Below are 3,290 nucleotides of genomic sequence, written 5' to 3'. Positions count from 1 at the left end.
TATAATTTAATGTTTTTTATTCATATGCTAACCGGTGCAGATATAAGGGTAAATATCTCGTAGTATTTCTCCATATTCAATTTTCAGCTTAACTGTATACATCACTGCTCTCACTGAACGATTGGGTACAACTGACCTCATGGAGAGAGTGTGATTTTCAGATGCTATTGGGTACAAGGTCATAAGCTTTGAATAATTTAAAGAAAAGTTGTGGATAATTTAAATATTATCCACAGCTTAGTGGAAAGTTGTGAATAAATTAAGATGAACAACTCACCATGACTTCTGGGACATCACTTGGTAAAGGGCCTAAATCTTCAGGCTGTTCGAGTTCTGATTGCTTGGTAAATGGCTGGCCAAGTAACTTGAACAGGCGATCTACTTCTGAGAAGTCATCTGCTTCAGCAAGCTCGATAGCTTTCTGGGCCATATGATTACGCAAAATATAATATGGATTAGCTTTAGTCATTTGCGTATCCAGCTCAGTGGTATCTTGAAACTCGCGAATAGTTTCATACTGGCTCAAGAAACTTTCAAAAGCACGACGGTCTAAGCAATCATCCTTAATGACGTCATACTCTTTATTCTGCAAACGGATAAAGCTTTGCGTGTAGTCCAATTGCTCAGATTGCAAGATACGCAGGAACGCCATGGCACAATCAAAACTGTCTTTATGAAAACCTGGCAAGCCCATTTTCTGATTTAGACCGAGTTTATAGTGCTCAAGGAAAGTCGGCTCGTAATGCTCTAAACAAGCTGCTAAATCCTGCTTCCATTGTTCCCTGTCATAGTCAGTAGGGCAGAGTGGTACAAGATTATTCAGCCATTGCCATAAATTCCAGTGAGCAATACTTGGTTGCTGTTGATAGGTATAACGCCCTTGATAATCCGAATGGTTATTGATCCAGTTCGGGCGGAAACGCTCCATAAATCCATAAGGACCAAAGTCCAGTGTAGAACCAGTGATATTCAGGTTGTCGGTATTCATGACGCCATGAGCAAAGCCGACCAGTTGCCACTTCGCAATCATCACAGCCGTACGTTGAATAACTTTTGTTGCAAACGCCAGAATCGGCTGCTCTGCTTCAAGACATTCTGGATAATGCCACTCCATACATTTCTGGGCAAATTCACTTAAAAGATCAGGTTGATACTGATTGATCCATTCAAAATGACCAAAACGAATATGACAGTCGGAGGTCCGTAACATCATCGCGCCAGGTTCAAGTTTTTCACGCTGAATCCCTTGAGCAGAGGAGGTAAAACCAACAGCATTACTGGAAGCAATACCTAAACAGTTTAGGGCATGGCCTGCAAGATATTCACGAATGACTGAACGTAATACAGCACGACCATCGCCCATGCGGGAATATGGTGTAGATCCGGCACCTTTTAAATGTAGATCAATAGTCTGATTATTTTTATCCAGAATTTGCGCAATCAACAGACCGCGTCCATCACCGAGCTGTCCCGCCCATTGGCCGAACTGATGCCCGGCATATACCATTGCGAGGGGTTCAAATTCAGCGAAAGTTTTCTGACCACTACAAATTTCTATCCATTCAGCTTTGTCCTGTTCCGACCACTGCAGCTGATCAGCCAAAGCCTCATTGAAATGACCTGCTTTAGGTTCTTTTAATGGAACCGGTTGTTGATGATGATAGAGGCGGGGAGGGAGCGTGTTATAACGAGCATTAAAGTGCATAGCAATCAGATTTAACGTATGTTTAGTTCACTATAACAAAGAATGATAACGAAAACTGTTGATCATTTTTGACCAGCTATAAATAGAAAATGCCCCGAATTCGGAGCATTTGTACAGTATCTAAATTATTCAGATACTGGCGTTTTTTTCAGGTTACGAACCAGTAAATTCAAAGTTTCACGGTGATGAGACAGGCGTTGTTCCACCAGCTGGAATTCCATCTTCAACTTGTCATCCATCTGATGGATTCTTTCAGCAACTGCTGCCTTTTTCACTTGAATTTCTTTTTCTTTCAGCTTGGCCCAGTCATTCAGGGTTTGTGTGAAAGCATCATATTCAAGGGCAATCTTGCTTTTGACATTGGCAATGTCTTCATTAACATCATGACCATACACGGCAAGATCTTGCTCGGCATATTTAAACTTCATTGCCAGCTCAGCTTTCTTGATGTTAAAGCTTGGAATACGGCGTAGGTTTTTTGCCAGACCCAGTTTAGAGCAGGTCCAGATTAACCATTTTGTTGGATCATACTGCCACCATTTCACCCCATTACGGTAATCGTACTGGAAAATGTGATGGTAGTTATGATAGCCCTCACCCCAGGTGGCAATTGCTAACCAGAAGTTATCACGTGCTGTATTTTCATCGGTATATGGACGTGAACCCCACATGTGACACAATGAGTTAATGAAGAAAGTCACGTGATGGCTCAGGATCAGACGAACTAGACCACCGAGTAACAATACACCCCAGACATCGCCTACTGCCCAGCCAATAGGAAGCAGAATCGCAGCATGCACAGCAATCACCAGCGGTACATAGTACTTGTGCTGGAACATTACGACTTTGTCATTCTGCAGGTCAGGTGCATTTTTGTAGTTCGGTTCTGCTGCCGGATAATCACGAAGCATCCAGCCTAGGTGCGCATACCAGAAACCATTGTTGATCGAGTATGGATCTTTTTCGACATCATCGACATGGCGGTGATGGGTACGGTGACCTGAGCCCCAGTATAAAATACTATTTTGTACAGCAAATGTACCCATGATCATCAGAATGATTTTTAGTGGTAAAGTCGCTTCATAAGCACGATGTGCCCAAAGACGATGGTAACCCGCTGTAATACCAAGGCTACTGACGCCAAGTAAAACAAACATACTGATCCAGGCAGCAAGACTGAAATCATGGTGATACGCATACAACGGGATCGCAATGACAGCTACGATTGGCAATGCAACCAAAGCAAATACAGCGACCCAGTTAATTGGGGCTTGAGGTAGGGGAGCATTCATCTCCAACAGCACTCCTGGAACCTAGGAAGATGTTTCTGAACCTAGGAAGGTATATCTAAAAGGCCAAATCCTCTAAGCTTTATAGGGGATTGAACTTATGCATATTAACATGGGCAACAGGGTGGCACTAGCTTTATTGCACAGGTGTATTGTACTTATGAGTAACAGAATAATTAAAACGAAATGTGACATTTTTAAGCTGTGATAAGGTGCAGTTTTTAACCATCAAAATTAAGAATTTGACCTGTTACGAAGCAGAAAATTTCTATTTAGTTCATGCGTGTATCAGTATT

The 3,290-nt window shown here is 42.2% G+C and carries 2 protein-coding genes; both read right to left on the bottom strand.

Annotated features, from left to right (window positions below; all coding sequences use genetic code 11):
• Positions 1-259: 259 nt before the first annotated feature.
• Positions 260-1,705: a protein adenylyltransferase SelO gene (locus B4033_RS01990; protein ID WP_163170903.1), complete on the bottom strand. Its 1,446-nt coding sequence runs from the start codon at positions 1,703-1,705 to the stop codon at positions 260-262.
• A gap of 125 nt (positions 1,706-1,830) precedes the next feature.
• Positions 1,831-2,997, bottom strand: a complete 1,167-nt coding sequence (locus tag B4033_RS01985) for an acyl-CoA desaturase (protein ID WP_004816108.1) — start codon at positions 2,995-2,997, stop codon at positions 1,831-1,833.
• Positions 2,998-3,290: the final 293 nt, after the last annotated feature.

The organism is Acinetobacter sp. UBA3132 (assembly GCF_002364825.1).
GTDB classification, from domain to species: Bacteria; Pseudomonadota; Gammaproteobacteria; order Pseudomonadales; family Moraxellaceae; genus Acinetobacter; species Acinetobacter schindleri.
Note: the sequence above shows the minus strand (reverse complement) of the source record. Positions and strands in the feature narration are given on the sequence as shown.